Genomic DNA, 23,096 nt, shown 5'->3' with positions numbered 1-23,096 from the left:
TCTTCAATAACGGTGAGGTGTTCAATCAGGGTCATTTGGGGGGGATCTATGATGACGGAGAGCCCGATTAGATCACAGCAGATCGCTGGTATCAACTTCCATTAACAAAGTACGATCCCGCCCTGAGGATGGACTTTAATGACAACAGCGATAGTTGACAACCTAAGCGGTAGATATGTTCCCGTTGATGTAGCCGAATACGGTGGGTTTAGTGGGGTTGTAAAGTGCAATGATCAGCACCTTGATAGATATGTAGCTACTAAGTTCATCAAGGATAGAATTGAAGTTGATAGAATAAAAGACGAAATTGCTGCTCTTCTAAAGATGAGATCTAAAAACGTTGTTCAAGTATATGATTTGATCTCAACAGGAGAAGACGAGCTAGGAATAGTGTTAGAGTTCGTTGATGGAAGTGATCTCTTAGACAGTTCAAGTCATCCAACTGACAAAGATGACCTTTTAAGGGTTCTGTGGCAGGTGGCCTCTGGATTATCGGACATTCATGATGCAGGTTTGATTCATAGGGATATTAAACCAAACAATATCAAAGTTGATCCTGAGGGTGTTGTAAAGATCTTTGACTTTGGACTCTCGAGGGAAACTGGTGAAGAGGCAAAAACGCTTGGGTTTAAAGGAACCATAGGCTTTGCCGCACCAGAACTATACAGTAATGAAGTAGTTGAGTTTACACAAGCTATCGATGTATATGCTTATGGTGCTACTGCATTGTATTTGGCGACGGGAGATATACCGAAACTTCTTAGACAAGTTCCACCAAGACTTGCTCCAGATGATGTATTTAACGGAACATTGCTTCAGGGGCATGGTGAGTTGATTGATCTATTTAAATCCTGCTTTTCTCGCAATCCAGAACAGCGACCAAGTATCTCTAAAATACGAGATGCCTTATCCAAGCACTTACTGTTTAATAAACATCAAGCACTCGCGGTTTCTAATGCAAAAACGCACACTTTAGATATGCATAATCGGTCAGCAGCTCTTAGTTTGGGAAATATCGGTTCTTTTAATATCACTTATGATGGTTTTGATTTTAGGCTTCAAAACGTAGTTGGAGAAGTATCTGTTAACGATACTAGAGCATTATCAGGGATGGCAATACCGGGCTCTTGTGTTGTTGCGATAGGTGACCAAAATAGACATAACTGGGAACGAACATATATTACATTTGATGTATCTAATCCGGAGGTAGCTTTATGAATGGGCCGCATTCTATAGGAGATGTTGTAGGTGGTAGGTACATCATTCAAGGTTTTTTGGGTGAAGGCGGTATGCAATATGTCTACCTTGCCGATGATCAAGTTTTAGGCCGTCAGGTCGCTTTGAAAACTCCAAAGAACAATTCGGCTGAAAAGAGGTTTCATAGAAGTGCGATCGTTTCAGCTAGAGTTAATCACCCGAATATTGCAAAGACTTTAGACTACATTGAGTCAGATACTAAATCATATCTTATTGAGGAAGTGATATATGGCGATGATATGCAAAAGGCTCTTCTTCAAAAAGTTGATAAGTTAGACCCATTTCTTTGTGCCAAGGTATTTCACCACCTTTCTAAGGGACTTGCAGCGTCACACCATGTGAACGTTTTACACCGAGACTTAAAGCCAACGAATGTTATGGTTTCTGGTGGAATTAATATCGAGGAAATCAAGATTACGGATTTCGGCGTTGCGAAGCTAGCTGAGGGGGAAATCGTCGAAGCCGCTGAAGGAGGTCACGATACGATAAGTGCTTCTGCTACCGCTGTAGGAGCTTTGCCGTATATGGCACCAGAAGTAATAGATACTCCAAGAGAGGTTACCTTGAAGGCTGATGTTTGGTCTCTAGGCGCCATGATGTATGAGCTTATCTGCGGTAAGAAACCTTTTGGAACAGGTTTGAGATCTGTAAGTAAGATACTCGAAGGGAAGTATGATGAGTTCCCCGAGTTCATTACATCAAATAGGCAGTTTAAATCACTATCTGAGCAACTGATAAACATCATTGAAGAGTGTTTGCAAGTTGACCCTGTCAAACGACCAACTGCTGATCAACTGGTGAGTAAATGTAGCACTCTGTGTTATCCAGTTTGTAAAAGGCTTGTCGGAAATATCAAGAACTTACAGCACAACAGTTATGGTTTTATTTTTGTGCAGGGCAGTAACGATGTTTTCTATCACAGGAATAGTGTGTATGGCGATTTTCCGTCCGTCGGAGAGCCTGTTATGTTCTCAAAGTTTGCTGGAGGGAGGGCTGATCGAGCTTATCCCCTAGTTAAGTTAAAGAGCTAAGCTACTCAGCTCTCGGTGGGGGAAGCGAAGATAGTTGAGCGGAAGATAGACTGCCTAGATACCAATACGATCGAAGTATGATTGAAACTATCTAATGTGGATTAGGGGGTCTATGGGTGGTCTTGAGGACGGAGGACAAGCTCAACGTATTGATTTATATAAACTATTTTTCAAGCTTGGCCTCCCCAAGAGGACTCGAACCTCTATCGGCCGCTTAGGAGGCGGCTGCTCTATCCTGTTGAGCTATGGGGAGACGGACGTCATTCTAGCGACATTTTGTGGCGAAAAGAAAGGGTTAACGCGCAAGTGCTGCTTTTCTCACCAGTCTTATCGTCGAGTGGCGTTGATGGGGCTGATCGCGGGAGCATTGTCGGCGTTTTTTCGCGGTTATTTCGATGATGTGGCGCCAGCGCACTGAAACTTCACGTTTTGTCGCTTCCTCCACTAGGCTTATGGCTCCTTTTTTGCGGCTGCGACGCGGCGGCTGAATGTCTGGTGGGTGGAGGCGAAGTATGGTGCGTAAGGCGATGGCGGAGTGTGTCGGTACGTTTTGGCTGGTGTTGGGAGGCTGTGGCAGTGCGGTGCTGGCGGCGGGGTTTCCTGAGGTGGGGATCGGTCTGCTTGGGGTGTCGCTGGCCTTTGGTTTGACGGTGGTGACCATGGCGTATGCCATCGGCCATATCTCGGGGTGCCATTTGAATCCTGCGGTGTCAGTGGGGCTTTGGCTTGGCGGCCGGTTTCCGTTTTCGAATCTGTTGCCTTATGTCGCTGCTCAGGTGGTTGGCGGTATATTGGCGGGTGGGGTGCTGTATGTGATCGCCTCCGGTCAGGCGGGTTTTGAGCTGAGCGCGGGGTTTGCCTCGAATGGCTATGGTACGCATTCTCCGGGTGGGTATTCGTTGGCGGCGGCGCTGGTGTGCGAGGTGGTGATGACGGCGCTGTTTCTGGTGGTGATCATGGGGGCGACGGATGAGCGGGCGCCGGCGGGCTTTGCGCCTTTGGCCATTGGCTTGTGTTTAACCTTGATCCACCTTATCTCCATTCCAGTGACCAATACCTCGGTCAATCCGGCGCGGAGCACGGGGGTGGCAGTTTATGTCGGGGATTGGGCGCTGTCGCAGCTGTGGCTGTTTTGGTTGGCGCCGATCGCCGGTGCGATGATCGGCGCTTTGTTGTATCGAATGATCAGCCCGGCGCCGGCTGCGTCGAACGGTTGAGTCGATTGTCCGGTCTGTGAGCCGGGACAACGGCGCTTTGGCCTCGGTCAACGAGGTCGTTATCGCGAACGGTGATCTCGCTCGTTCTGGGCTTGATCACCGTTCGCCGCATTGCTGGGCACTCACTTCTGGCGGCGCGCTGGGATCAACGGCTGGCGCGCTCGACCCAATCGCCGATCTGGACACCGGTCATGGCGCCATCCCCTTGAATGCGTGCACGGGCGGACTCGGGGCGGACTTGTTCGAGGATGAGGGTGACGCGGCTCGCTTCGCCCCAGTGTTGTCCGCTGAGCTCACGCTGCTGCACCAGCTGCAGTCGGTCGCCGGGGCGGACGCCGTTACGTAGGCCTAGATCGAGGATGGCGGTGTCGTGCTCGAGCCGGGTGATCCGCCCTTGCAGCGGTTGGCAGGTGAGCAGTCCGTCGAGATCGGCGATGATATCCATGCCGAGGCGACGCAGTTCGGCGCCAAAATCCGAGGCCCAGAAGCGCTCTGTGGCGGTATCGGCCATCTCTTGACGTTTGTATTCCCAGGCAGCTGCGCTGCGGTAGCGCTGCTGCCAGACTCGCTCGCCACTGAAGGCGTCGTACAGTCGCGCTTCGATGGCGATGGTGCGTGTGGCATCGCGTTCTATGTAGCCAAACAGTTTGTCGGGACGATCGACGCTGAGATCGTCGATGATCAGGTTCAAGATATATTGACTGCCCTCTTGCTCACCCAGGCTCATGATCCAGTCGGGTTGGGGCGAGAGCAGATCGAGGCGCAGATCGTCTCGGGCGCTGGCGAAGGCGTTGCGGGATTCGCCGCTGATGGCGTTGGCGAGCAGGCGGACGAAGGCGCCGTCCAGCTCGTAGAGGCCACCGGGCACCAATTGTTCCCGATAGCGCACCTGAGCGCGGGGCAGGGTGATGGCGGCGCGGCCGACCAGCCCCTGGCATTGATTGTCGCTGGCCGATTCGAGCTCAACCAGCAGCTCAACGGAGTAGATATCCCCTTTGCGATGCTCGGAGAGCAACTCCATGGAGCGCACTTGGCTGCGGCTTTGCCAGCTCACTTGCTCCTGCTCCAGCACGCCGTTTTGGCTGCTCTGGTTAAAGTCGACCATGCCGCCTTGGCTGAAGATCGCCTGGCTGAGTGCGCGATCGATGGCGCGGCGCCGTGCGTCGTCTTCGTCGTTGTTGATCACTGGGGCTTGTCCGGTGATCTCAAAGGGCAGGGCCAATACGCTGGGGCTGATCAGCAGGGCTAGGAGTAAGGCTAAGGTCGATCTCATGAGGTTGGGTAGCTTCCGCGTCGCAAGGGTCTGTTTTCTTGGGTATGGCGATTATAAGCAAGTGGTGTGCCTAAAGGTTATGGTTTTTGCGCCGATAGCCAAGGACAATAAGGCAAATTGTGTGCGGAAGGAGCAAACATGCGTTGGGTCGCAGTCTTGCTGGCGGGTTTATTGACCGCCTGTGCCCCATTTGGGGGCGAGCAACAATATTCAGGCTTTGACGATGGCGGCAAGCCTTTGCCGCCTCAAGGGGCGATCAATGCGCTGGCGGACCGCATCGCGGTCGACTTGATGCGTCATCACAGCGATAGGGACGGTGAGCCGGTGTTGGCGATCACCACGCCGGTGATGCTGGATGAGTATGAGCGCAGCAGTGCGTTCTCGCTGCAACTGGGCGAGGCGATGGTCGCGGCGCTGCACCAGCAGGGGATGCAGGTGGTGGATCTCAATGGCTCGGATCGGGTGCGTATCGGCGAGCGCGGAAATTTGTTGCTGAGCCGGGATGTCACTCAGTTGTCCAGCGAGATGTCGGTGGATCAGGTCTTGGTGGCGACCGTTGCGCGCAGTCGCGATGGGGTGCAGATCCACAGTCGGATCTTGTCCGTGGCCAACAATCGGGTGTTGTCAGCCAGTCAGGGCCAGGTGCCGTGGCAGCAGTTGCCGGCGTTTTTCCGTCCGGCGGGGTTGGTGAGTATGGAGCAGGGGCGGTTGTATCGTCATGCCGATGGTGGGCGAGGCACGGTGATTGAATGGGAGCGCGCGCAATGAAACTGTGGTTGAGTCTGGTTTTGAGTGTGCTACTGGTCGGTTGCGCGATGGATCGCCATGTGGAATATGAGCCGATCCAGCCCGACAGCTTTCCGGTGCTGACGGCCACGGGGATCGCCCCACTCTCTGCTCAGCTCGGTAACAATGATGAGGAGAAGATGCGCCGCGCGATGCGGGCGGCCAAGCTGGATGCTTACCGAGAGTTGGCGGAGCAGGTTTATGGCCAGCGGATCCAGAGCAGCAGCGTGGTGGATGAACTGGTGCTGGCGGACGACAACTTTCGTGCTCAGGTTGATGGCGTGATCCGCGGCGCGCGGGTGATCCGCAGTTATCCGGTGGGCGACAGCTATATTACCGAGATGGAGTTGGACTTTCGCACCGTGTGGGAGCTGTATCAGCAGCGGCCGCGACAGCGGATCCGTAAGGTGACCTATTACTAAGCGCATTGCTTGATCCAGAGCGGCCTCCGATGAGGCCGCTTTTTTGTTCTCGGCGTTTACTGAGGCTGAGCGCAAGCGTGGGGTTTTGTACGGAGCGTGATATGGGTCACGCGTGCTTTGTCGGGCTGGTCATTGACGCTTCGCAAAGCTGTGTAAATTCACTGGGAATAACAACGGGTAACGGCAGGATCCTTGTTGTAATTAAACAACATAACGAGCGTTTGTATCCGGCTGCGATTATTTGAGTTTGACCTCATATAAATCCAGTTTGTCTCGGCCTGGATCAAACTTTTCGAATGAAGTGGGCGCTCCGTGGCGCAGGGTAGGATAAATTCCACTTTCAGAATTTCGCGCATGCGCGGCAAACGTCGTCCGAGACTTGAGGGCGGGGTAGCAAATTGTGTAATAAATACAAAAAACGGTGCCAATAGTGTCGTCTAAATCACTGAAATTAATTCACCTTAAGCTACTGTTGCACCCATCTATATGAGTATTCCTGTGAACCGGCCGATGTAAGTGCCACCCGTGATCAAGAGAGCCTTGGAACAGGCGATCACACCAGACAGGTTAATGACGTATGCACTCAACCAATTTCAAAAACTAAGGACTTAGTACCCATGACCGTAGATAAACCGGCAGTGATCCAGCTGCTTTCGCCGTTTACCGGTATTGCCTGTCCTCTGGAGCATGTGCCAGATCCGGCGTTTGCACAGAAGATGGTGGGTGACGGTTTTGCCGTTGACCCAACTGAGAATGTGCTGGTCGCGCCTTGCGACGCGACTGTGACTCAGATCCACCCTTCACGCCACGCGGTTACCTTGACCACCGAATCCGGTGTTGAGTTGCTGATCCACATTGGTGTGGACACCGTTAAGCTGCGTGGCGAAGGCTTTAAGGCGCTGGTTGAAGCGGGTCAAAAGGTGACCGCCAAGACCCCGCTGGTTGAAGTGGACATGGATCCGGTGGCTCAGGGCGTTAAGTCCATGCGTACCGTTATCTTGCTGACCGATCAGGACCGCATTGCGTCTTTGAAGACCACGGATGCGACCTTTGTTCAGGCGGGTGATTTCCTGTTTGAAGCTCAGCTGAAGGCGGATACTGCGGCGGTCGTTGATGCGGCGCAGATGCAAGCCTCCGAGCCGGTGACTGTGATTAACCCAACCGGTATTCACGCGCGTCCTTCCGCCGCCATTGTGGCCATTGCTAAGCAGTTTGACAGCGCCATGATGCTGGAGAAAGACGGCAAGCAAGTGAACGCGCGCTCTGTGGTTGCGCTGATGGGCATGAACATCGCTTTCGGTGACGAAGTGAAGGTTCTGGCGCACGGTGACGACGCCGACGCGGCGATCGCCGCTCTGGTTGAGGGCCTGAAAGCGGGTCTGGGCGAAGAGGGTGCGGATCCTAACGCGGTGGTTGAGAAGAAGGCTCCGGCCAACGATTTCGATATCTACGCCGAAGAGTCTCTGCTGATCGAAAAATCCAACGACGAGCGTAAGGTCATTGGTATTGAGGCGTCTGCCGGTCAAGCCAAGGGCACCTTGTACGTGATCGAAGCGGAACTGCCGGCCGTGACCGAGCAGGGTACCGATGCGGCGGCGGATAAAGCGGCGCTGGACAAAGCGGTTGCTGAAGCCAAGCAAACTCTGGTTGCCTTTGTGGCTGAGCTGCGCGAGAAGGGCATGGGCCAGAAGGCCGATATCTTCGTGGCACACCAAGAGCTGCTGGAAGATCCTGACGTGTACGACACCGCCGTTGCTGCTATCAACAGCGGTAAGTCTGCGGGCTTTGCCTGGGCGAAAGCGATTGAGAAGCAAGCGGACTTCCTGGCGGGCATGGACAATGCGCTGCTGGCAGGCCGTGCGGCTGACTTGCGTGATGTTGGTGGCCGTGTGTCCCGCATCTTGGCGGGTCTGTCTCAGGAAACCATCCCTTCTGATCTGCCAGAAAACACCATTCTGGTGGCCAAAGATCTGACCCCTTCCGACACTGCCAACCTAGATCCTAAGCGCGTACTGGCTATCGCCACTGTGCTGGGTGGCTCCTCTAGCCACTCTGCGATCCTGGCGCGTGCCATGGGCATTGCCGCCATGGCCGGTGTGGAAGAGCGTGTTCTGAACCTGCACGGCAGCGCCGCGCTGATGGACACCACCAAAGGTCAGATCCTGCTGAACCCATCCGACGCCGAATTGGCTGAGCTGGCTCTGCAACAGCAGCGTCAAGCTGAGGTGCAAGCCGCTGCCAACGCCGCGAAAGATGAAAAAGCCTACACCACCGACGGTGTGCACGTTGAGATCGCCGGTAACATCGCCAAAGTCTCCGACGCACCTAAGCTGGTTGAGAAGGGCGGTGAGGCGGTTGGCCTGCTGCGCTCTGAGTTCCTGTACGAAACCTCTGCGGTCTTCCCAACCGAAGCCGAGCAAGAGCAAGCGGTTCGTGACGTACTGACCACGCTGGGCGATCGCCCGCTGATCGTGCGTACTCTGGACGTGGGTGGCGATAAGCCACTGCCTTACTTGCCGCTGCCAGAAGAGGAAAACCCGTTCCTAGGCGAGCGTGGTATTCGTGTTGGTCTGGACAAGCCTGCGGTTCTGCGTCAGCAGCTGCGCTCCTTGTTGAAGGCTGCCGATGCGGGTCGTCTGCGCATCATGTTCCCGATGATCTCCTCTCTGTTTGAGCTGACTCTGGCCAAAGAGATCCTGGCGGAAGAAGCTGCCAAGCTGGGGATCGACATGAGCACCATCGAAGTGGGGATCATGATCGAAGTACCTTCTGCGGCGGTAATGGCTGACATGCTGGCACCACACGTGGACTTCTTCTCCATCGGTACCAACGATCTGACCCAGTACACCCTGGCGATCGACCGTGGTCACCCGAAACTGGCGGGCATTGCCGACGGCCTGCACCCTGCGGTGCTGCGTCTGGTGAAGATGACTGCCGATGCGGCGCGTGCTGCGGGTAAGTGGACCGGCGTATGTGGCGGTCTGGCGGGCGAGAAAGACGCTGTGCCACTGCTGGTGGGTCTGGGTGTCGAGGAGCTGTCTTGCTCCGTACCGGTTATCCCTGAGGTGAAGCATCAGGTTCGTAGCCTGAGCAAAGCCGAGTGTCAGGAGCTGGCGATGAAGGCCATGACCTGCACCGATGCCAAGCAGGTACGTGAACTGATGAAAGAGTTTCACGCTGCCCACGAAGCCAAATCCAACTGCGCTTAAGCCCGAGTGACGGACGAATAGAATAATGAGTATTTTTAGTAACGCATTTGCGACCCTGCAGAAGGTCGGTAAAGCGCTGATGTTGCCGGTCTCTGTATTGCCGGTAGCCGGTATCATGCTGGGTGTGGGCGCTGCCAACTTCAGCTTCCTGCCTGAGATCGTGTCCCAGTTGCTGGAAGCGGCCGGTGGTGCTGTCTTCAGTAACATGGGTCTGCTGTTCGCCATGGGTGTGGCACTGGGCTTCACCAAGAACGACGGTGTCGCAGCCGTTGCGGCCTTGGTGGGTTACGCCATCATGATCAAGACCATCACGCTGTTGGCACCGGGCACCGATGTGGGTGTTTTGGGTGGCATCATCGCCGGTGGTATTGCGGCTTGGGCGTTTAACCGTTTCTTCAAGCTGGAGCTGCCTCAGTACCTGGGCTTCTTCGCTGGTAAGCGTGCGGTGCCTATCATCACCGGTTTCACCGCCATTGCGGTGGGTGCGATCATGACCGTATTGTGGTTGCCGATCGGCTGGGCCATCGACAGCTTCTCCCACTGGGCTGCTTACCAGAACCCAACGTTGGCCTTCGGTCTGTACGGTGTGATCGAGCGCTCCTTGATCCCATTCGGTCTGCACCACGTGTGGAACGTACCGTTCTTCTTCGAAGCGGGCTCTTATGAGTTGGCTAATGGTGAAGTTGCGCGTGGCGTGATCAACCGTTTCTTGGCGGGTGATGAGACTGCCGGTCAGTTGGCGGGTGGTTACTTCTTCAAGATGTTTGGTCTGCCGGCTGCGGCGTTTGCCATCATTCACTGCGCTAAGCCTGAGAACAAAGCGAAAGTCGGCTCCTTGATGGTATCCGCTGCGCTGACCTCTTTCCTGACCGGTATTACTGAGCCGCTGGAATTTGCGTTCATGTTCGTTGCGCCGGTACTGTACGTGATCCACGCTCTGTTGGCGGGTTCCGCTTACGTGGTGTCCAACAGTCTGGGTATCGTGCACGGCACCAGCTTCTCCCACGGTTTGATCGACTTCGTGGTACTGAGTGCTAACGCGCAGAAAGTGCCGCTGATGATCGCTATCGGTCTGTGTTACTCCGCTATCTACTACACCGTGTTCCGCTTTGCCATCACCAAGTTCAACCTGATGACCCCGGGTCGCGGTGATGACGACGTTGAGGAAGTGGATGCCGGTCAAGGTACCGAGCGTGCTCAGAACTTCATCGAAGCCTTCGGTGGCCCGCAAAACCTGGCCAACGTCGATTCCTGTATCACCCGTCTGCGTATGACCGTGGTTGACGCTTCCAAGGTGGATCAGGCTCGCCTGAAGCAACTGGGTGCCTCCGGTGTCCTGGTGTCTGGTAACGCCATCCAGGCGATCGTCGGCACCACCGCTGAGATCACTAAGACTGAGATGGAAGAGATGCTCAAGTCTGGCGGTTTCGAAGCGGCCAAGCCGGTAGCTGCAGCTGCTGAAGCCGTGGTTGAAGCCTCTGCGGAAGACCAAGCGAAAGCAGACGCCCTGTCCGCCGAGCTGGCTGGTCTGAAGTCCGTCAAAGCCATCGCTGACAACCGTCTGCGTGTTGAGTTGGCAGACACCGCTGTGCTGAACAAAGACGCCCTGGTGGCGGCGGGTGTTCAGCACGTGGTTGTGATGGACGGTGCGGTTGCCCACCTGTTGTTCGTAGAGAACACTGCGGGTCTGGGTAAAGCGCTGGAAGCCAAAGTGGCCTAATCGCAACTGACGCTCTGCGTTAGAACAAGCCCCCGTTGCCGTAAGGCAGCGGGGGCTTTTGTTTGCGCAAGTGCGGGAGAGCAGCGGTCAGCTTTCAGCGGTAAGCGATCAGTCAGAGCGGGGGAGAGCAGCTATAAGCTTTCAGCGGTAAGCGATCAGTCAAAGCGGGAGCGAAGTGCGGGAGAGCAGCGCAGGAGAGCAGCGGTCAGCGTTAAGCTTTAAGCGATCAGACAGAGCGGGAGCGAAGTGCGGAGAGCAGCAAGCGATCAGACAGAGCGGGAGCGAAGTGCGGAGAGCAGCGCGGAGGAGCAGTGATCAGCGTTAAACGATCAGCGATTAGGCAGAGTGGGAGCGGGAGGGAAGTGCGGAGGTACGGCAGTAAGCTGCTTGGCGCTGGATAAGCGCAAGCGTGGAGTGGGGGAGACATTGCTGGGGGCAGGACTCAGCCCGTTGTCGGACGCCGAGTCTTTGGCTTAAACGATAAACAGGTTCGGTGCGCAGTGGCGCTTCGAGCTATCGTGCGCGATCCGCATTTGCTCTCGCACTCGCATTCGCTCTCGATCTAGCTCTCGCTTCAAACTGACCGCTGATAGCGGACCGCTGCTCTTACGCTTTAATGCTTTTACCGAGCCGGGAGCCGACGTGGGTTTGACCGCTGTCGTTATAGGTCATGGACTTGCTGTGGCGGGTGGTGCTGAGCAGCACTTGCTGCAAGCGGGCCAGACTGGCGGAGGCCAACTCAGCCTGTTGCTGGTTGTGCAGGTTGCGTTGCTTGCACTGGGCCAGTAGGGCTTTGGCCTGGGTGGTCTGCTGCTGTAGCTCGGGATCGGCGCTGAGCTGCGCGAGATCGGGGTGGCGCGCCAGATTGCCGTCGGCGAGTGCCACTTCGTCGAGCATGGCCAATTTCCGTTTGAGCAGGGTTTCGATCTGCTCAACCTCTCGGTTGACCAGTGCGTCGGTTTCCTGCTCCAGAAGCGCCAACAGCTGGCCCAGACGGGTCAGCTGTTGCGACAGCAGATCAGCGATGTGGGGCTGACTCATGGATCAGTCCATCAGCCCATCAAGCTCGCTTTCGAAGCGGGCGATGTTGTCGGCCAGTTTTTCCGGATCGACATGGTAGCGGCCTTCAGCGATGGCGGCTTTGATGCTGTCGACCTTGGCCTGATCAATGCCGGTGGCGGAGGCCAGGCTGGCTTCTGCACGCTTGAGTTGCTGTGCCTGCTCGGTCAGCACCACCTCATCGCCTTTATGCGTATGGGGTTGGGCCTCGGCCTGTGGCGCTTTGTGCGCGGCGGCTTGGGTGTGTTGATTGAGGGCACGTGGTGCGCCTCCGATCAGGTTGTTCAGATCGATAGCCATCGGGTTGGCTCCGTTGCTTACTGTGTACGTCTGTTATTAACTGTATCGTCCGTCCAATCGTTTTCTTTAGAGAAAAGATCAGAGCCGGACTTCGACGGTGCCAACGGCAACGACTCGGGCGTCAATGATACGCTGCGAGCGGCTGTTTTTCACCCGTATTGTTTCGCCAACGGTGCCATTGCCGATGGCTTCGCCGGAGGTTTTGAGCTCCAGTGCGCTGGAGCGGGCCAGAATGGTGACCAGATCGCCGCTGCAAACCTGGCAGATGTTGTTGCTGCGGATCGGTTGCTCGGCGCCGACACGGCGGATCAGGCGGGCGCCTATCAACTCGCTGGGATCGGAGAAGTGATTGCCTCGGAGGCTGTGGGCATCCCGCAGCTCGGTTGTTAATTGTGAGGGCTCGAGTAGGGTTTCCGGCGCCAGCGCCGCGCGGCTGATCACCACGGGGTAGCGAATGCGGGTTTGCACCGGGACGTACAGGGTCCAACCGCCGCTGACCGGGCAGCTGATCTTAACTGTGATGTGGCGCCCACTGCCGTTATTTGCCGGCGCGCTCGCCATCAAAGGTAATTCACATTGGGTCAAACTCAGTCGCTTATCCAATGCATTGGCCTGAATGTCGACATCCGCTCCTGGCGGGAATTCGGTAAAGGCGGCGACGTAGTCTTCGGCCGTTTGCTGAATGATCTGATGCGACATGGTTTCGGCGGCCGCTGCGCTACCGCACATTATGGCGCTGATACAGAGAATGCTGAGGGTGGCACTGGTGAACTGTTTGATTTTCATGGTAGGGCAATTCTGGCCTTTACTTGAACCTGATCAGGGAAACTGCTAAAACGCCGCTGCATTATAACGATACAATACAGATAATTATGCCATGTCGTATGCACACGGCTAACGAAACTTCGATTTTTTGCTCTCGATAAGGACACCGACCCCATGGCAAGTATCCTCGACTCCGTAAACCAGCGCACACAGCTGGTTGGTCAGAACCGTTTGGAGCTGCTGTTGTTCCGCCTTCGCGGTCGTCAACGTTACGGTATTAATGTGTTTAAGGTGCGTGAGGTGTTGCAGTGCCCACCACTCACGGCGTTGCCACACCAAAGTGGGGTGATCCGAGGCGTGGCTCATATTCGGGGGCAAACCATCTCGGTGATCGATCTGTCTGCGGCCATTGGTGGCCCGGCGATGACCCAGACCGCCGACAGTTTCATCATCATCACTGAGTACAATCGCACGGTACAGGCCTTCCTGGTGGCCGGGGTGGATCGCATCGTTAATCTCAACTGGGAGTCGGTGCTGCCGCCGCCGAAGGGCGCGGGTCAAGGGAACTATCTGACCGCCGTGACCGAGCTGGATAAGCAGTTGGTGGAGATCCTCGATGTAGAGAAGATCCTCGACGAGATCAACCCGGCGCGCACTAGCGTTAGCGCGGAGGTGGTGCGCTCGCTGGCGCCGGTGCAGGCATCCAAGCGTAAGGTTCTGGTCGCCGATGATTCGGCGGTGGCGCGCAAGCAGGTGCAGCGGGCACTGGAGCCGTTGGGGCTGGAGATCATCCTGGCGAAAGATGGCTTGGAGGCGCTGCAGTGCTTGAAAGAGCTTGCTGCGCAATGCCAGCACGATATCTCTGAGCAGATGCATCTGGTGATCTCCGATATCGAGATGCCGGAGATGGATGGGTATACCCTGACCGCCGAGGTGCGGGCCGATCCTAAGCTGCGCTCGCTGCGCGTGTTACTGCATACCTCGCTGTCGGGCGTATTCAACCAAGCGATGGTCAACAAGGTTGGCGCAGACGAGTTTATTGCCAAGTTCAATCCCGATGAATTGGCGGCCTCGGTCAACCGTTACTTGAGCGAAGCTGAGGTTTAAGCTTTGGCGAACAAGACGTTAGCGAACAACGAGTACCAGGCATTTGCGGATTTTCTGAGTCAGCACAGCGGTATCGTGTTGGGCGACAACAAGCAGTACCTGGTGCGGAGTCGACTGGCCCCTTTGATGGAGCAATACCAGCACAGCACCCTGGCGGAGTTGGTGCATGCGTCCATGCAGATGGGTCAGCATCAGCTCAAGACTGATGTGATCGAGGCGATGACCACCAACGAAACGTTTTGGTTTCGCGATGTCTATCCGTTTGAGCTGTTTAAGGCGCCCATCTTGACCGATCTCGCTGGGCAGGGCCGGCGCCTGCGGATCTGGTCGGCGGCGTGTTCGTCCGGCCAGGAGCCGTACTCGCTGGCGATGTCGCTGCAGGAGTTTCGCCTACGCAATCCGGGCCGTTTGATGCAGGGTGCGGAGATCTTGGCGACGGACATCGACAATCAGATCCTGGCGCAAGCGCAGCGGGGCGAATATGACGCCTTGGCGATGGCGCGGGGACTGACCGAGGAGCGCCGGCGTCAGTACTTTGAGGCGATGCCGGCGGGGGCGGCCCGGGTTAAGCCGGAGATCCGCAATGCGGTGACGTTTCGACGCGCCAATCTGCTGGACTCCTATGTGTTGCTGGGCAAGTTTGACGTGATCTTCTGCCGCAACGTGCTGATCTACTTCAGCCCCGAGAGTAAGCGCCAGATCTTGCGGCAATTTGCTGCCGCTTTGAACCCCGGAGGCTATCTGATGCTGGGGGCTTCGGAGTCGATGGCGAACCTATGCGATGCGTTTGAGATGGTGCGTTACCCGAGTGGGATCCTCTATCGTAAGCGCTAACGCCGATTGACCGGCGAACACCGATGAAAAGGCGTGCCAACTGGCACGCCTTTTGCTTTTTATCTCTTTATCGTGGCAAACGGGCAGTTGGAGGCAAACATTGGCCATCTCTTTTGACAAAGCACTGGGGATCCATCAGCACTCGATGGGGGTGCGCGCGGAGCGGGCGGAGGTGCTATCGAGCAACATCGCCAATGCGGACACGCCGGGGTACAAAGCTCGGGAATTGGATTTTGAGCAGGCTTTGGCAGGAGCGACCCAGCGTCAATCGTTCGGTCTGTCCCGCAGCCATGACAAGCATTTTGACGTCAATATCGATCCGCAGCCGGGCCTGCTTTATCGCACGCCGATGCACCCGGATACCGGTGATGGCAATACGGTGGATCTGCAGACCGAGCGCAACATGTTTATGCAGAACACCTTGGAGTACCAGATGAGTCTGGGCTTCCTCGACGGTAAGTTTGCCGGTATGAAGAAAGCGATCCGCGGAGATTGATGATGAGTATTTTTAATATCTTCGATGTGGCGGGCTCGGGCATGAGCGCGCAGTCGACCCGGCTGAATGTCACGGCCTCCAACATGGCCAACGCCAGCACCGTGGCCTCCAGCGCCGATACGGTGTACCGCGCCCGTCAGCCGATCTTTGAGGCGGCAATGCAGCAGGCGAGTCATCAGCAGCAAAGCGTGCCGGTGCTGATCGCCGGGATCGTGGAAAGCGATAAGCCGATGATGGCGGAGTATAACCCCAACCATCCGCTGGCCGATGGGGATGGGTATATCTATAAGCCGAACGTTAATGTGGTGGAGGAGATGGCCAATATGATCTCCGCGACCCGCAGCTACCAAGCCAATGTGCAACTGGCCAGTGCGGCCAAGGACATGGCCCAGCAAACCTTGCGTCTGGGTAAAGGTTAAAAGGAGTCTTAGCCTGTGAGCACAATTAATAACGCCGGGTTCCTCGACCAATTGAAGTGGCAAGAGGAGAAAACGCCCGAGGCCAATCCGAACCAAGCATTGACCCAGGAGGATTTCTTCTCCCTGCTGTCGCAGCAGTTGTCGATGCAGGATCCGTTTGAGCCGGTGGACAACGATCAGATGATCTCGCAGATGTCGTCGTTTGCCACGGTCGATGGGATCAATTCGCTCAATGAGGAGATTAAAAGCCTCAACACCATGATGACCTCTGGCCAGGCGCTGGAAGCCTCCGGTCTGGTGGGCCAAAAGGTGTTGGTGCCGTCCAATACCGGCCATTTGCCGGATGGCAGCGAGCCGATCGGGGGAGTGGTGACGGTGCCGACGGGCAGCCAGAGCGTGTTGGTTCGGGTCGAGGACGCCAGTGGTCAGGTGGTACGGACCATGGAGCTGCCCACCGGCGGCAGCGGCAACGTGGATTTCAGCTGGGATGGCACCGATGCCGACGGCAACCGTTTGCCGACCGGCAGCTACAGCTTTTCCTCGACCGGCATGGTGGATGGCAAAACTGAGGAGCTCGGCGTGTACACCTACGCCCATGTCTCCAGCGTCACCTTAGGTGGCGCAGATTATGAAACTGTATTGAATTTGAAAGGTTTAGGCGGGATCACCTTGGGTGACGTGCTGGCCGTCGCGGAAGGATAAAGGAAGCTTAGCATGTCTTTTAATATTGCTCTTAGTGGCATTAACGCCGCGCAGAAAGATCTGGATACCACCTCGAACAACATTGCCAACGTCAACACCGTCGGCTTTAAGGAGTCTCGGGCCGAGTTTGCGGATGTGTACAGTAATTCGCTGTTTACCCATGTTAAAACCAACGCCGGCTCCGGGGTGCGCACCTCGAACGTGGCACAGCAGTTTCACCAGGGGGCGATGGACTACACCAACAATGCGTTGGATCTGGCCATTAACGGCAGTGGCTTCTTTGTCACCAGTGCCGACCAAGGCGATCAGGACTTTTCCTACACCCGCGCTGGCGCTTTTCGTTTGGACAACGACAGTTACATCGTCAACGCCCACGGGGATTACCTTCGGGCGTTGCCGACCGATGATGATGGCAAGGTGCAATCCGTCAGTCTGAACACCACCAAGCCGGTACAGTTGCCTCAGACCACGGGTGAGCCGACAGCGACCTCGACCATTGATATGCAGATGAACCTGCCGGCCAATGGCCAGGCGTTGGATCCTCGCGCATTCAATCCGGATGATCCTGACACCTACACCTCTTCGACCTCGGTCACCATTTACGATTCGCTGGGCGAGTCTCATATTCAAACCACCTACTTTGTTAAGTTGCCCTACCCGGAACCCGGCATCGATGCCGATGGCGAGCGCGTCAACAATCAGTGGGCGGTGTTTACTACGGTCGATGGGAAGCCGGTCAGTGTCGATGGCAACTATCAGTACGAAGTGGAGGACACGGCCACTTCGACTAAGTCCATGCGCGCGCGGTTTGATTACGATCAGAACGGCGATGGCAATACCACCACTCACTACGGTGCGGTGATCGAGTTTGATGATACCGGGCTGTTTGTGCTGCCGGAGGGGGACTACCCGTTTAAAACCGAGGCGTTGAGTAACGTGATCAACGGCGGTACCAATAGCGGTCAAACCCTGAGCTTAGACTTTGGCCATCCCGATCGTTCGGACCGACTGCCGACCATGTTTGCGTCGCCGTTTGAGGTCACCGGATTGGAGCAAGACGGCTTGACGGTCGGACGCTTGACCAATGTGGAAGTCAATGAGGATGGCATTATCTGGGCCAGCTACTCGAACGGCATGAGCCAGTCGATGGGTAAGGTGGCCATGGCCCGGTTTGATAATGATCAGGGCTTAGGCCAAGCGGGATCGACCGCGTGGAAGGCCACCTCGGCGTCCGGCAGTGCGGTGATCGGCGAAGCCAATATCGGCTCTTTTGGTTCGATCAACTCCGCCGCGCTGGAGCAGTCCAACGTCGATCTGACCAACGAGTTGGTGGATCTTATCTCAGCCCAACGTAACTTCCAGGCCAACTCCCGCGCGTTGGATGTGTCCAATCAGCTGTCGCAGAATATTCTGCAGATCCGCTAAGCGCGTATTTTGCGTCGACAGACCGCAGCCCTCGGGCTGCGGTTTTTGTTTTTGGGGCAGGAAGGCAGTGACAAGCGGTCAGCAAGGGCAGTGACAAGCGGTCAGCTGTCAGCGATCAGTCAGAGCGCAGGAAGGCAGTGACAAGCGGTCAGCTGTCAGCGATCAGTCAGAGCGCAGGAAGGCAGTGACAAGCGGTCAGCTGTCAGCGATCAGTCAGAGCGCAGGAAGGCAGTGACAAGCGGTTAGCTGTCAGCGATCAGTCAGAGCGCAGGAAGGCAGTGACAAGCGGTTAGCTGTCAGCGATCAGTCAGAGCGCAGGAAGGCAGTGACAAGCGGTCAGCTGTCAGCGATCAGTCAGAGCAAAAGCAAAAGCAAAGCGCAAAGCGCGGTGGCGAGGGAGCCGTTGGCGTGCTGATGTAAGGCGTCGTCCCAGCGTCAACGCCCTGCGTCGCCCAATCATTTGGCGTGTGCAGCGGCTGGTTGCCCTTGTTGGCTTCGCCGTTTTTCGGCCCATGCTCGCTCTTGCTTATAGCTGACGGCTTAAAGCTTACAGCTTACAGCTTAAAGCTTACAGCTTACAGCTTACAGCTTACAGCTTACCGCTGACGGCTTACCGCTTAGCGCCGTCCTTTGCCGCAGGCGGCAAGGTGTTTCCTCAAGACGAAAGGATCGGCCACCGAAAGCGCTGTAAATTTCACCAAATGCTCGTCAAATCAATGACTTTCTTGGTGGCATATAAATTGCTTCGTATATAATCAGACGGATCGGTCGACAGGAACACCAACGTGGATAATTACCTTTACCTTGCCGCCAGCGGTGCCAAGCAGAATATGAATCAGCTGGCCGTGCATGCGAACAACCTGGCGAACGCCAAGAGTGATGGCTTTAAGGCCGACATGCACCAAGCGCGCTCGATGCAAGCCTATGGTGAGGGACTGCCGACGCGGGTGTTTGCCATGACCGAGCGAGCGGCCAGCGATTTTGATGCCGGCGCGCTGAAAACCACTGGGCGCACGATGGATGTGGCCATCAAGGGACAGGGCTGGATGGTGGTGCAGGACGGCCAGGGCGGTGAAGCCCTCAGCCGTAATGGCTCGCTGCGTTTTGATGAGCTGGGCATGCTGCTCAATGGCGAAGGTCGGCCGGTGCTGGCGGACAACGGCCCGGTTTTTGCGCCGCTGCCGATCGAGAAGGTGGAGATCTCAACCGATGGGATCATCTCCGTCCGGCCGCAGGGGGCGCCAGCCAATGCCATGGAGCAGATCGGCCAGTTACGTTTGACCAACCCGCCGCTCAATAGCCTGACCAAGATGGAGGATGGCCTGTTCCGTCGTCTGGATGGCGAGCCCTACTTGGGCGCGGTGGAGGTGGCGCTGCAATCCGGTGCGCTGGAGGGCAGTAACGTCAATCCGGTGACGGAGTTGGTGGGCATGATCGAAGCCCAGCGCCAGTTTGATATGGCGGTCAAGATGATGAAGACCGCCGAAGAGAATGACAAAGCCCACTCGCAGTTAATGCGGGTGTAGGCGACAAGGAGTTTTAAGCCATGCAACCGGCACTTTGGATCAGTAAAACCGGCCTGGACGCGCAACAGACCGACATCGCCAACATCTCCAACAACCTGGCCAACGCCAGTACCGTGGGCTTTAAGAAGAGCCGGGCGGTGTTTGAGGATCTGCTCTATCAGACCATCAATCAGGCGGGCGGGATCAGCTCTCAGAACTCCGAGCTGCCGGCGGGTCTGACGTTGGGGGCGGGCACCAAGGTGGCGGCCACCCAGCGGATCTTCAGTCAGGGCAATATGCTGACCACAGACAACAGTTTGGATCTGATGTTGGATGGCCCGGGATTCTTTGAGATCCAGCTGCCGGACGGCACCGTGTCTTACACCCGCAATGGCCAGTTCACCGTCAATGATGAAGGCGAGATGGTGACACCGGGCGCAGGTTACCTGCTCAACCCGGGGATCGCCCTGCCGGACGATGCGCAAACCGTGACCGTATCGGCCGAAGGCGAGGTGTCGGTTCGGGTGCCGGGTCAGGCGGAGAATCAGGTGATCGGCCAGATCGAGATCAGCAACTTCGTCAACCCAACCGGTCTGGAGCCGATCGGGCAGAACCTGTACTTGGAAACCGGGGCCAGTGGCGCGCCGATCCAGGGCGTGCCGGGGCTGGATGGCTTGGGCAGTATCCGCCAGGGCGCGCTGGAAACCTCCAACGTCAATGTGACCGAGGAGCTGGTCAATATGATCGAGAGTCAACGGATCTATGAGATGAACTCCAAGGTGATCTCCACCGTGGATCAGATGTTGGCCAACCTCAACCAGCAGCTGTAAGGGGCGCAATAGGATGAAACGCTTACTGAGCCTTGCGGCGTTGTTGGTTTTGGGCGGCTGTGTCCACCCCAATGCGCCGCTGCCGGACGATCCCTATTACGCGCCGGTGTACCCGGATCTGCCGATGAGTCAGGTGGTGACCACCGGCTCCATCTATCAGGATGCCTACACCAACGAGCTCTATTCCGACATCAAAGCGCATCGGGTGGGCGATGTGATCACCGTGATGCTGGCGGAGCAGACCCGGGCGCAGAAGTCGGCTTCAAATCAGATCAGCAAAGACAACAGCATGCAGTTGGATCCCATCGCGGCGGCCGGCGGCAATGTCACCATCAGCGGCAACCCGATCGATCTGTCTTACAACGAAGCGTACGACATGAAGCGCAACTCGGATGCGGATCAGTCCAACAGTCTGGCGGGCGCCATTTCGGTCAACGTGCTGCAGGTGCTGAGTAACGGCAATCTGGTGATCCGCGGCGAAAAGTGGATGACCATCAACGACGGTGACGAGTTTATCCGGATCACCGGGATCATCCGGCCACGGGATATCAGCCCGGACAACACCATCACCAGCAGCCGCGTGGCCAATGCGCGCATTCAGTACAGTGGAACCGGCACCTTTGCCGACTCGCAGAAGACCGGCTGGCTGGCTCGGTTCTTCTCCGGCCCGCTCTGGCCCTTCTAAAGGAACCTCATGATGACTCGATTGCTGAGCGCATTGTTGTTATTGCTGTTGCCGTTGTCGGCTCAGGCGATGCGCCTCAAAGACATCACCGATCTGCAGGGCGTGCGCAGTAACCAACTGGTGGGCTACGGCTTGGTGGTCGGCCTGCCGGGCACCGGCGAGCAGGCCCGCTATACCGAGCAAAGCTTTGCCACCATGCTGTCGAACTTCGGTATTAACCTGCCCGCCAATGCTCGGCCCAAGCTGAAGAATGTGGCCGCGGTGGCGGTACACGCTGAGCTGCCGCCATTCACCAAGCCGGGCCAGCAGATCGACATCACGGTGTCCTCGGTGGGCAGCGCCAAGAGCCTGCGCGGCGGCACCCTGCTGCAAACCTTCCTTAAAGGCGCCGATGGCAAGGTCTACGCCATTGGCCAAGGCAGCTTGATCGTGTCCGGGTTCTCTGCCAGCGGCGCGGACGGCTCCAGCGTGATGCAAAACACGCCGACCGTCGGGCGGATCCCGGCCGGGGCCATCGTCGAGCGCAGCGTACCGACGCCCTTTGCCACCGGCGACTTCCTCACCTTTAACCTGCATCGGCCCGACTTCTCGACGGCGAAGACCGTGGTGGAAACCATCAATGGCCTGTTGGGCCCTGGCGTGGCGCGGGCATTGGATGCGACCTCGATCCAGGTCTCGGCGCCGCGGGATCCGTCGCAGCGGGTATCCTATCTGGCGACATTGGAAAACCTGCGGGTTGATCCGGCCGATGAGGCGGCCAAGGTGATCGTCAACAGCCGCACCGGCACCATCGTGGTGGGTAAGGATGTGCGGTTGATGCCCACTGCGATCACCCATGGCGGTCTGACGGTGACCATTACCGAAACCCAGCTGGTTTCGCAACCCGGCGCGCTGGCCGGCGGCGAGACGGTGGTGACGCCGCAATCGGGTCTGGATGTGCGCCAGGAAGACAGCCGGATGTTCAAGCTGGATACCGGCACGTCTCTGGATGAGCTGGTGCGCGCGGTCAACGAAGTGGGGGCGGCACCGTCGGATCTGATGGCGATCCTCGAAGCCCTGTCGCAGGCCGGCGCGCTGCGTGGTGAGTTGGTGATCATCTGATGGACAGTCTGAACAGCACGGGTCACTATTTGGATATGGCTCAGTTGGACGGTTTGCGCCAGCAGGCGCAGGCCGATCCCGACGCCAGTCTGCGTGAGGTGGCTCTGCAGTTTGAGGGGATCTTCCTCAATATGATGCTCAGCAGCATGCGCGATGCCAATGCGGCGTTTGAGGATGAGGACAGCCCGTTCTCTTCGGACACCTCCAAGTTCTATCAACAGATGCAAGACGAACAGCTGGCCAGCGAGCTGTCCAGTCAGGGCAGTCTGGGCTTGGCGGATCTGATCGTCGAGCAGCTTGGCGGTGAGAGTCAGCAGATCCCGGCATCGGCCCTGCGCGGCACCGAGTTCGCGCCGCCGGTGCGCGCGGCGACAACAGCGAGCGCGGACGTGTCATTGAGCCCGGCGGAGCCGGTGGCCGAGCGCACGCCAGTGGCCCCGCCGCTGCAGGCGGCGATCAACCCCGAGCCGGTGACGTTTGACTCGCCGGAGCACTTCGTACAAACCCTGTTGCCACAGGCAGAGGAGGCGGCGCAGACGCTGGGGCAAGATCCCATGTTGTTGATCGCACAGGCGGCGCTGGAGACCGGCTGGGGCCGCAAGATCTTGCCTGGTCCGGAAGGCCAGAGCAGCCATAACCTGTTTAATATTAAGGCCGATCGTCGTTGGGACGGCGATAAAACGTCGATCAACGCGCTGGAGTTTGAGGATCAACTGCCGGTGATGCGCCGCAGTGCCTTCCGGGTGTATGACGATCTCAAGGCCAGCTTTGACGACTATGTCGATTTTCTGGGCCAGCCACGCTACCGCGAGGCGCTTGGGGCGAAGGACGCCAGTGGCTTTATCCATGGCTTGCAGCAGGCGGGCTATGCCACTGATCCCAATTACGCCAATAAGATCTTAAATGTGTTCAACGGTCTGCTGCAGCAGACCTCGGGCCGATGAGGAAGTAGA

Annotated in this window: 22 protein-coding genes and 1 tRNA gene; 18 read left to right on the top strand and 5 right to left on the bottom strand. The window is 56.9% G+C overall.

Going from position 1 to position 23,096, the window contains the following annotated elements; genetic code table 11:
- Positions 1-138: 138 nt before the first annotated feature.
- Both ABEA08_RS12880 and ABEA08_RS12875 read left to right on the top strand, forming a co-directional pair.
- Entirely contained in the window at positions 139-1,218 is a 1,080-nt protein-coding gene (locus ABEA08_RS12880; RefSeq protein ID WP_345335736.1) for a serine/threonine protein kinase, read from the top strand.
- The gene (locus tag ABEA08_RS12875; RefSeq protein WP_345335735.1) at positions 1,215-2,288 is read left to right on the top strand and encodes a serine/threonine-protein kinase; all 1,074 of its coding nucleotides are present in this window, start codon (positions 1,215-1,217) and stop codon (positions 2,286-2,288) included. The genes ABEA08_RS12880 and ABEA08_RS12875 overlap by 4 nt, the downstream gene beginning before the upstream one ends.
- A 177-nt stretch (positions 2,289-2,465) precedes the next feature.
- Here ABEA08_RS12875 and ABEA08_RS12870 read toward each other — a convergent pair.
- Positions 2,466-2,541, bottom strand: a tRNA-Arg gene (locus tag ABEA08_RS12870).
- A gap of 259 nt (positions 2,542-2,800) precedes the next feature.
- Here ABEA08_RS12870 and aqpZ point away from each other — a divergent pair.
- Positions 2,801-3,505, top strand: coding sequence for an aquaporin Z (gene aqpZ / locus ABEA08_RS12865; RefSeq protein WP_345335734.1), 705 nt, complete (start codon positions 2,801-2,803; stop codon positions 3,503-3,505).
- 145 nt (positions 3,506-3,650) lie between these two features.
- On the opposite strand, the gene ABEA08_RS12860 is transcribed toward aqpZ, so the two are convergent.
- A complete protein-coding gene (locus ABEA08_RS12860) occupies positions 3,651-4,778 on the bottom strand; it encodes a flagellar assembly protein T N-terminal domain-containing protein (protein ID WP_345335733.1) in 1,128 nt (375 codons plus the stop codon).
- A gap of 138 nt (positions 4,779-4,916) precedes the next feature.
- On the opposite strand from ABEA08_RS12860, the gene ABEA08_RS12855 reads away from it, so the two are divergent.
- From ABEA08_RS12855 to ptsG, 4 genes are all read left to right on the top strand, one after another.
- Positions 4,917-5,546, top strand: coding sequence for a FlgO family outer membrane protein (locus ABEA08_RS12855; protein ID WP_345335732.1), 630 nt, complete (start codon positions 4,917-4,919; stop codon positions 5,544-5,546).
- The gene (locus ABEA08_RS12850) at positions 5,543-5,986 is read left to right on the top strand and encodes an LPP20 family lipoprotein (RefSeq protein WP_345335731.1); all 444 of its coding nucleotides are present in this window, start codon (positions 5,543-5,545) and stop codon (positions 5,984-5,986) included. Before ABEA08_RS12855 ends, ABEA08_RS12850 begins: the two co-directional genes overlap by 4 nt.
- 617 nt (positions 5,987-6,603) lie before the next feature.
- A complete protein-coding gene (gene ptsP, locus ABEA08_RS12845; protein WP_345335730.1) occupies positions 6,604-9,195 on the top strand; it encodes a phosphoenolpyruvate--protein phosphotransferase in 2,592 nt (863 codons plus the stop codon).
- A 25-nt stretch (positions 9,196-9,220) separates the two neighbouring features.
- Positions 9,221-10,915 carry a PTS glucose transporter subunit IIBC gene (ptsG, locus tag ABEA08_RS12840; protein WP_345335729.1) on the top strand — a complete coding sequence of 565 codons (1,695 nt, stop codon included), beginning with the start codon at positions 9,221-9,223 and terminating at the stop codon, positions 10,913-10,915.
- Positions 10,916-11,521: 606 nt separating this feature from the next.
- Here ptsG and ABEA08_RS12835 read toward each other — a convergent pair.
- From ABEA08_RS12835 to flgA, 3 genes are all read right to left on the bottom strand, one after another.
- Entirely contained in the window at positions 11,522-11,956 is a 435-nt protein-coding gene (locus ABEA08_RS12835; RefSeq protein ID WP_345335728.1) for a flagella synthesis protein FlgN, read from the bottom strand.
- 3 nt (positions 11,957-11,959) lie between these two features.
- Positions 11,960-12,274, bottom strand: a complete 315-nt coding sequence (gene flgM, locus ABEA08_RS12830; protein WP_345335727.1) for a flagellar biosynthesis anti-sigma factor FlgM — start codon at positions 12,272-12,274, stop codon at positions 11,960-11,962.
- A gap of 78 nt (positions 12,275-12,352) precedes the next feature.
- Positions 12,353-13,060 (bottom strand): flagellar basal body P-ring formation chaperone FlgA, encoded by a 708-nt coding sequence (flgA, locus tag ABEA08_RS12825; protein ID WP_345335726.1) that lies wholly within the window; start codon positions 13,058-13,060, stop codon positions 12,353-12,355.
- A 153-nt stretch (positions 13,061-13,213) separates the two neighbouring features.
- Between flgA and ABEA08_RS12820 the strand changes: the two genes are divergently transcribed.
- From ABEA08_RS12820 to flgJ, 11 genes are all read left to right on the top strand, one after another.
- Positions 13,214-14,146 carry a chemotaxis protein CheV gene (locus ABEA08_RS12820; RefSeq protein ID WP_345335725.1) on the top strand — a complete coding sequence of 311 codons (933 nt, stop codon included), beginning with the start codon at positions 13,214-13,216 and terminating at the stop codon, positions 14,144-14,146.
- A 3-nt stretch (positions 14,147-14,149) separates the two neighbouring features.
- On the top strand, positions 14,150-14,980 hold the full coding sequence (locus tag ABEA08_RS12815) for a CheR family methyltransferase (RefSeq protein ID WP_345335724.1): 831 nt from the start codon (positions 14,150-14,152) through the stop codon (positions 14,978-14,980).
- 100 nt (positions 14,981-15,080) lie between these two features.
- Positions 15,081-15,476, top strand: coding sequence for a flagellar basal body rod protein FlgB (gene flgB, locus ABEA08_RS12810; RefSeq protein ID WP_345335723.1), 396 nt, complete (start codon positions 15,081-15,083; stop codon positions 15,474-15,476).
- 2 nt (positions 15,477-15,478) lie between these two features.
- Positions 15,479-15,895, top strand: coding sequence for a flagellar basal body rod protein FlgC (flgC, locus tag ABEA08_RS12805; protein WP_345335722.1), 417 nt, complete (start codon positions 15,479-15,481; stop codon positions 15,893-15,895).
- A 15-nt stretch (positions 15,896-15,910) separates the two neighbouring features.
- A complete protein-coding gene (locus tag ABEA08_RS12800; RefSeq protein WP_345335721.1) occupies positions 15,911-16,597 on the top strand; it encodes a flagellar hook assembly protein FlgD in 687 nt (228 codons plus the stop codon).
- Positions 16,598-16,609: 12 nt separating this feature from the next.
- A complete protein-coding gene (gene flgE / locus ABEA08_RS12795) occupies positions 16,610-18,022 on the top strand; it encodes a flagellar hook protein FlgE (RefSeq protein ID WP_345335720.1) in 1,413 nt (470 codons plus the stop codon).
- A 785-nt stretch (positions 18,023-18,807) separates the two neighbouring features.
- On the top strand, positions 18,808-19,548 hold the full coding sequence (locus ABEA08_RS12790; RefSeq protein ID WP_345335719.1) for a flagellar basal body rod protein FlgF: 741 nt from the start codon (positions 18,808-18,810) through the stop codon (positions 19,546-19,548).
- Between the two features lie 20 nt (positions 19,549-19,568).
- On the top strand, positions 19,569-20,357 hold the full coding sequence (gene flgG, locus ABEA08_RS12785) for a flagellar basal-body rod protein FlgG (RefSeq protein WP_345335718.1): 789 nt from the start codon (positions 19,569-19,571) through the stop codon (positions 20,355-20,357).
- Between the two features lie 13 nt (positions 20,358-20,370).
- On the top strand, positions 20,371-21,042 hold the full coding sequence (gene flgH, locus ABEA08_RS12780) for a flagellar basal body L-ring protein FlgH (RefSeq protein ID WP_345335717.1): 672 nt from the start codon (positions 20,371-20,373) through the stop codon (positions 21,040-21,042).
- A gap of 9 nt (positions 21,043-21,051) precedes the next feature.
- Positions 21,052-22,143 (top strand): flagellar basal body P-ring protein FlgI, encoded by a 1,092-nt coding sequence (locus ABEA08_RS12775; RefSeq protein WP_345335716.1) that lies wholly within the window; start codon positions 21,052-21,054, stop codon positions 22,141-22,143.
- Complete coding sequence (gene flgJ, locus ABEA08_RS12770; RefSeq protein ID WP_345335715.1) at positions 22,143-23,087, top strand: flagellar assembly peptidoglycan hydrolase FlgJ; 945 nt, start codon at positions 22,143-22,145, stop codon at positions 23,085-23,087. The genes ABEA08_RS12775 and flgJ overlap by 1 nt, the downstream gene beginning before the upstream one ends.
- The last annotated feature ends 9 nt before the right edge of the window (positions 23,088-23,096 follow it).

The organism is Ferrimonas pelagia (assembly GCF_039543565.1).
Taxonomy (GTDB): domain Bacteria; phylum Pseudomonadota; class Gammaproteobacteria; order Enterobacterales; family Shewanellaceae; genus Ferrimonas; species Ferrimonas pelagia.
The sequence above is the reverse complement of the archived record's forward strand: the minus strand, read 5'-3'. Positions and strand labels throughout refer to the sequence as shown.